At 65.6% G+C, this 6816-nt stretch carries 6 protein-coding genes; 3 read left to right on the forward strand and 3 right to left on the reverse strand.

Annotation, left to right across the window (positions count from 1 at the left end; genetic code table 11):
• Positions 1-201: 201 nt before the first annotated feature.
• Genes Y704_RS0110200 through Y704_RS24010 form a run of 3 tightly spaced genes read right to left on the reverse strand, consistent with a single transcriptional unit; the run spans position 202 to position 1761 of the window.
• Entirely contained in the window at positions 202-1116 is a 915-nt protein-coding gene (locus Y704_RS0110200) for an NUDIX hydrolase (protein ID WP_026550050.1), read from the reverse strand.
• A 4-nt stretch (positions 1117-1120) separates the two neighbouring features.
• Positions 1121-1603: a RidA family protein gene (locus Y704_RS0110205; protein ID WP_026550051.1), complete on the reverse strand. Its 483-nt coding sequence runs from the start codon at positions 1601-1603 to the stop codon at positions 1121-1123.
• Positions 1604-1605: 2 nt separating this feature from the next.
• On the reverse strand, positions 1606-1761 hold the full coding sequence (locus Y704_RS24010; RefSeq protein ID WP_155850316.1) for a Sp36 family protein: 156 nt from the start codon (positions 1759-1761) through the stop codon (positions 1606-1608).
• A 37-nt stretch (positions 1762-1798) separates the two neighbouring features.
• On the opposite strand from Y704_RS24010, the gene Y704_RS0110215 reads away from it, so the two are divergent.
• From Y704_RS0110215 to Y704_RS0110225, 3 genes are all read left to right on the forward strand, one after another.
• On the forward strand, positions 1799-4045 hold the full coding sequence (locus Y704_RS0110215; protein WP_035772326.1) for a transglycosylase domain-containing protein: 2247 nt from the start codon (positions 1799-1801) through the stop codon (positions 4043-4045).
• Between the two features lies 1 nt (position 4046).
• Positions 4047-4991, forward strand: coding sequence for a metallophosphoesterase (locus tag Y704_RS0110220; RefSeq protein WP_026550053.1), 945 nt, complete (start codon positions 4047-4049; stop codon positions 4989-4991).
• Positions 4992-5114: 123 nt separating this feature from the next.
• Positions 5115-6816: ABC transporter ATP-binding protein (locus Y704_RS0110225; protein ID WP_026550054.1), on the forward strand; the 1702-nt coding region annotated here is incomplete at its 3' end.

The following is a 6816-nucleotide window of genomic DNA, read 5'->3' on the forward strand; positions in this document are numbered from 1 at the left end:
TGTGCAGCAACGGCTGGTGCACGACGCCGACACCCGCCACAAGTGCGCAAGTTTCGCCGGTCGACTCAACCCCCACATCGTCCGGCAGGAAGTTGCGCAGCAACGGAGGGTGTACGACGCCGACACCCGCCACACGTGCACAAATGTCGCCGTCGTGCCGTCCTGCCATGCACCGAGTGGGTGCGATCCCCAGGAGAGCCTCTACCGGCCGCGCTGGGCCGATCCGCCCTCGGTGAGCTTGGGGCAGGCGACTTCGAGCATCAGCCCGCCGTCGTGTTCGGCGAGCTGCGGGTAGTACAGCTTGACCGGGCGCTTGTGCGACAGGTAGGCGATGCAGCCACGCGAGGAGCCGATCTTCTCGAGGATGATCTCCACCGCGGGCACGGAGAGATCGCTCAGGGTGCGTCCGACGGTGTTCGGCTGGCCCACCTCATCGCCCAACTGCGTCGTACTTCGCCGCTCGATCTCCCGTGCGGCCCAACGCCATTCACCCCAGACGCCCTTGCTCTCGAGGATGGTCGGCTCCTGGTTCACCGGCTGTGCCGCCGCGAAGTAGTGGGTGTCGAAGCGGCGATGGGCGAAGTCGGGGCTCAACCAGTGCGACAGCGGCTTAATCAGGTCGGTGCGGACCCCGAGCCCCCGCCGCTGCAGGATCTCGGAGAAGTTGCTTTCTCCCTCGTTGATGGCTTCGCGGGCCTTCATCCATTCACGGCCGTGGGTGCCCTCGACAAGGCTCGACGCGTCAGGCCCCGCCAGCAGCACCCCGGTCTCCTCGAACAGTTCGCGGATGGCGGCAAGGACATGCCGGCGGGCCAGATTATGGTCCTCGATCCCCAGCGCTCTTGCCCACACGATCGGCGTGGGTCCGAACCACTCCACGGGGTCGTCGTCCGATTCCTCGATACTCCCGCCCGGGAACCCGACAACCCCCAGGGGCGACTGCCCACGCCGGTAGGAAAGGTACGTTTCGGTGCCCACCGCGCTGTCGCGGATCAGCACCACGGACGACGCCGACCGGGGCTTGAGCGGCGTGCGTTCGCCGTGCTCCACCCAGCTCCTGGCGGCCGTGACCTGGTCAGGATGGATGGGGAACAGGCGGTTGCTTAGACGGTCCACGAAACTAGATGAACTCCGCGATGATCTCCACTTCCACCGGCGCGTCGAGCGGAAGTGCCGCGACGCCGACGGCGGAGCGGGCGTGGGTGCCCGCCTCTCCCAGGATCTTGCCGAGGAGCTCGGACGCACCGTTGATGACGGCCGGCTGCCCTGTGAACGACGGGTCTGATGCAACGAAACCGGTCACTTTGACGATGCGCGTGATGCGGTCGAGATCACCGATCTGCGCCTTGATCGCGGCCAGCGCGTTGACGGCACAGATTCCGGCGAGCTGCCGGGCGGTGTCCGGGTCTACTCCGGCCCCGACCTTCCCCGAAGCTGGGAGTTTCCCGTCAATGAGGGGGAGCTGCCCCGAGGTGTAGACGTGGTTGCCGGAAATGACGGCCGGGACGTAGGAGGCCAGGGGCGGCACGACCGGAGGGAGAACTATCCCCAGTTCATCGAGCCGCGCGTCAACAGCGGAAACGGAGCTGGCGGGGACGGTCATCACTAGCTCTTCTCACGCTTGAGGTAGGCGACCAACCCGTTCCCATCAGGGCCGGTCACCACCTGCACCAGCTCCCATCCGTCGTCGCCCCACTGGTCCAGAATCTGCTTCGTGGCGTGGATGATCAGCGGAATCGTGGAGTACTCCCATTTCGTCATGCCTCAAAGCGTAGCGCGTGCCAGTAAACTGCAGTACATGGCTGCTCGTAAATCACCTTTGTTCGACACGGCGACCACCCTGGGGAAGATCATTGCATTTCTTGGAATCAGTGCGCTCAGCGGTGTCCTTGCTGCGGGATTGCTCGTGCCTGTCGCGGCTGCGGCAGGCACCGGCGCTTCCGCTTCGATCCAATTCTTCGAGGAACTCCCGGCTGAGCTGGAGCGCGACGCGCTCGCCCAGCCGACGGACATCCTTGCAGCTGACGGGTCGCTGATCGCCACCCTTTACAAGGAGAACCGCCAACCGGTCACCCTCGACAAGATCTCCCCGAACATGACGGAGGCGCTGCTCGCCATCGAGGACGCACGCTTCTACGAGCATGGCGGCGTGGACCTCCAGGGCATCCTGGCTGCGCTCGCGAGCAACATCACCAGCGACAGCACCCGCGGCGCGTCGACCATCACGCAGCAGTTCGTGAACAACGTCCTCATCGATTCCGCCCAGCAGCGCGGCGAGGAAGCCGTATTCAGCGGCGGCAAGACCGTGGGCGACAAGCTCCGCGAGATGAAGCTCGCCATCGCCGTGGAGAAGCAGATGAGCAAGGAGGAGATCATGGAGGGCTACCTCAACATCGTCCCCTTCAGCGGAACAACCTACGGCGTGCAGGCAGCGGCCAAGTACTTCTTCAACGTCGATGCGGCGGATCTCAACATCCAGCAGAGTGCACTGCTGGCCGGGGTGGTCAACGGGCCGACGTACTACAGCCCCGAGCTCAACCCGGAGCGGGCGCTGGAGCGCCGCAACCTGGTTCTGGCGTCAATGGTCAACTCGGGAAAGATCACCCAGGCAGAATACGACGCCGCCGTCGTCACCGATCTCGGGCTTGTCATCACCCCCACCATGAACGGCTGTGTAGGGGCGGTCCAGGCGCCGTACTTCTGCGACTACGTCACACACCTGATCCTCAACGATCCCGCCTACGGCGAATCCCTGCAGGACCGCGAGAAGGTCCTCTACCGCTCAGGCCTCACCATCAAGACGACGCTGGACGCACCGGTCCAGAGCGCCGCCCAGACCGCCGTCCTGGAAACGGCGAATCCGGATACCACCGACAATGCAGTGGGACACACCATGGTCAGCATGGACCCCGAGACCGGCAACATCCTCTCGATGGCCCAGAACACCCGGTACGACCCCGCTCCGGAGATCGGCAACTCGGTCCTGAACCTCAACGTCGACCAGTTCGAGGACGGCGACCCCTCAAAGAGCCTCGGCGGCTCCAGCGGCTTCCAGCCCGGGTCCACCTACAAGCCCTTTACGGTTGCAGCATGGCTCGCCGACGGAAGGGCGCTGAACGCACGCATCGACGGCAGGAAACGCACCTTCCCCGACGGCGACCGGTGGAAGGCGAGCTGTGAGCCGAACGGAACCTACGTCATCAACTCCGACGACGGCCGCGGGTACACCCCGCAGAACTACGGGGACACGAACTACGGGCCGAGCACACTGCTCAACGGCCTGGCACAGTCACTGAACACCATCACCATGGCCTCAGCAAAAGAACTGGACCTGTGCAAAATTCGGGACATCGCCTTCGACATGGGCGTCCACCTTGCAGCAAGCGACGAGGGCGAGGAAAAGCTGGGAATCAACCCGCCGGCCCTGATCGGCGGCGGCGGCGAGGTCTCGCCCATGTCGATGGCCACGGCTTTCGGCGGATTCGCCAACGAGGGCACTGTCTGTGAACCACGCGCGCTCACCGAGGTCACTGCCGTTGACGGAACGACCTACCCGGTACCGGAGGTTTCCTGCAAGCAGGCCATTTCCGAGGACGTGGCGAAGGGTGTGAACTGGGCCACGCAGGAAGTCATGAAAGAGGGATCAGGCAGTGCGCTCGACTACGGCGACATCCCGATGGCCGGCAAGACCGGCACCAACGACTACCGGTCACAGACCTGGTTCATGGGCTACAATGCCGGAATGGTCACCGCCAGCTGGCTCGGCAACCGTGAAAGCGGTGGAGAGAACAGCTCGCTGAGCGGATTGCAGATCGGCGGCAGGGTGTACCCGGAGATCGACGGCGGGCTGATCGCCGGGCCGTCCTGGGCGAACTTCATGCGGCGGATCCCGGGCCTCCATGTGGGCGAGCCCTTCGCCAATCCGCCCGAAGAAATGCTCACCGGGCGCAAGCCGACCCCCACTCCCACCCCGGCGCCGACCCGCCCCGGCTCCGCCCCTGCGAGTCCCTCACCGGACGGCGACGACGACGAAGGAAACGACTAGCGTGCAAACAACTGACTCACCCCGTACAGGGGCTGCTCTTGGCTGGACCGCTGGGCTCGCTGTCACCGCCGCGGCGGCAACCTTCGGGTATGCCTCGCTGGTAGAGCGGACGCTGTTCCAGCTCCGCGAAGAAACGCTGCGGATCCTGCCGCCCGGGGTGAAGCCGCTGAGGGTGCTGCACCTCTCGGATATCCACATGACACCGCACCAGAAATCGAAGGCCGAATGGCTGAAGGGCCTGGCGCGGCTCGACCCGGACCTCGTGGTGAACACGGGCGATAACTTGAGCCATCCGAAGGCAGTGGCGCCACTCCTCGAGGCCCTTGCGCCGCTCCTGAAGTTCCCTGGCGTGTTTGTTCCCGGTTCGAATGACTACTATGCGCCGCGGTTGAGAAATCCCTTCGGCTACCTGAACACCTCAGCAAAGCCCATCACGAAACCACGGCGGGACCTGCCCTGGGCGGAGCTCTTTAGCGCCTTCGGTGCTGCGGGCTGGATCGACCTGACCAATCGGTCGCAATCCATCGGGTTCAACAACCTCCGCGTCGACTTCACGGGCGTGGACGACCCCCATCTGAACCGCGACCAGTACGCGCCCTACCCCAACGGAAGCAGCACCTCCGCCCAGGCCCCCCACCTCCGGGTGGCCGTGGCCCATGCGCCGTACCAGCGGGTTCTCGACTACTTCACCGAAGGTGGGGCAGAGCTGATCCTCGCCGGCCATACGCATGGCGGCCAGGTCTGCATCCCGGGCTACGGCGCCCTGATCAGCAATTGCGATCTCCCTACGTGGCGAGCACGCGGCTTAACGCCGTGGGAACTCGGGGCGCGCCAGGTCCCGCTGAACGTCTCGGCAGGCATCGGGACCTCCCGCTTCGCGCCGGTGCGTTTCGCCTGCAGGCCGGAGGCCGTGCTTCTCACGCTTACCCCGCGGGACCGCACCTAGCAAGAGCGGGACCGCACGGAAGAGCACTTCCCCGGCCACGGATGCGGCCGATATCCGCGCGGCCACGACCTAGGATGGTTGCTGAAGGACACCAATAACCATCGACGAGTTTGAAGAGATGGCATGACGAAGCAAACCACGCTCTGGGAATCGCTCGGCCGCCTGTATCCGCACATCAGACCCATTCTCCCGAGGCTCCTCCTCGGACTCTTCTGCGCGCTCGGCGCGAGCATCATGGCGCTCGCGATCCCGCAGGTTTTCAGGGTCCTGATCAACGACGCCCTCGCAGCCGGAGGAGCCGGTTCCACGGTCTGGATCGCCTCGGCAGTAGTGCTTCTCCTCGGAGTCCTCGAGGCCACGTTCGTGGCGCTGCGCCGCCAGTTCGTCATCACTCCCGCCACTACGGTCGAGACGAACATGCGGACCTCGTTCTACCGGCACCTGCAGAATCTCACCATCGAGTTCCATGACCGCTGGGGAAGCGGCCAGCTGCTCTCTCGGGCCATGACCGACCTCAACCTCATGCGGCGGTGGATGGCGTTCGGCCTCATCATGCTGGTGGTGACGTCACTGACCGTGGTGATCGGCGTCGTCGTGATGTTCCTGACCAGCTGGGTTCTCGCACTCATCTTCCTGGGCGCCGCGGTGCCGCTCATGATCTATGGCTTCCGGTTCCGCACCTCCTACAGCCGTGTGTCGCGCAAGAGCCAGGACCAGGCCGGCGACCTGGCCACCACCGTGGAGGAGTCGGTCCACGGGATCCGCGTGCTCAAGGCCTTCGGACGCAGCCGGGAAGCCCTGGAGGACTTCGCGGAGCAGGCCGAGGAGCTCCGCCAGACGGAGATCTATAAGGCGAGATCGCTGGCGAACTTCTCCATGATCGTCACACTGCTTCCGGAGCTCGCCCTCGGCGCGTCGCTCGTCGTGGGCGTGATGCTCGCTGCCGGCGGCGAGGTGAGCATCGGCGCACTGGTCGCGTTCTTCGCGACCGCCGCCGTCGTCGCCGGTCCCGTGGAGTTCATCGGCCCGCTGCTCGCCATGACCTTCACCGCGAAGACCGCCATCGACCGCCACTACGAGGTGATGGAAACCGAAAACACCATTGCGAGCCCTGCCGAGCCGGTACGGCTGGACCGGCCGCGCGGCGAGGTGGTGTTCGAGAACGTGCACTTCCGGTACCCCGATTCCTCCGAGGATGTGCGGGATCTGCTCGACGGCGTCGACCTGCGGCTTGAGGCGGGTGAGACCATGGCGCTCGTGGGTGTCACCGGGTGCGGCAAGAGCACCCTGCTCCAACTCCTTCCGCGCCTGTACGACGTCACCGGCGGCAGCATCACGATCGACGGCACCGACCTCCGGTCCCTCTCCATCGACGACCTCCGCACGCACGTCGCCATGGCTTTCGAGGACACCACGCTGTTTTCGACCTCTGTACGGGACAACGTCCTCATGGGCTCCCGTGCCACTCCCGGGGCCGAGTCAGAGCGGGCGGTGGAGGAGGCGCTCGACGTCGCCCAGGCCCACTTCGCGTACTCGCTTCCCGCGGGTCTCGACACTCTCATCGGCGAGGAAGGGCTGAGCCTGTCCGGCGGCCAGCGGCAGCGGCTCGCGCTGGCGCGGGCCATCGCGGCCAAACCGCAGGTCCTCGTTCTGGACGACCCGCTGTCGGCGCTCGACGTCGCCACCGAGGAACTGGTCGAGGTGCGCCTCCGCAAGGTACTGCACGGCACGACCACCCTGATCGTCGCGCACCGGCCCTCGACCGTGGCCCTTGCGGACCGCGTCGCGCTGATGCGCGACGGCCGGATTGCGGACGTCGGGACGC

The organism is Arthrobacter sp. Br18, assembly GCF_000520555.1.
In the GTDB taxonomy this organism is placed as follows: domain Bacteria; phylum Actinomycetota; class Actinomycetes; order Actinomycetales; family Micrococcaceae; genus Arthrobacter_D.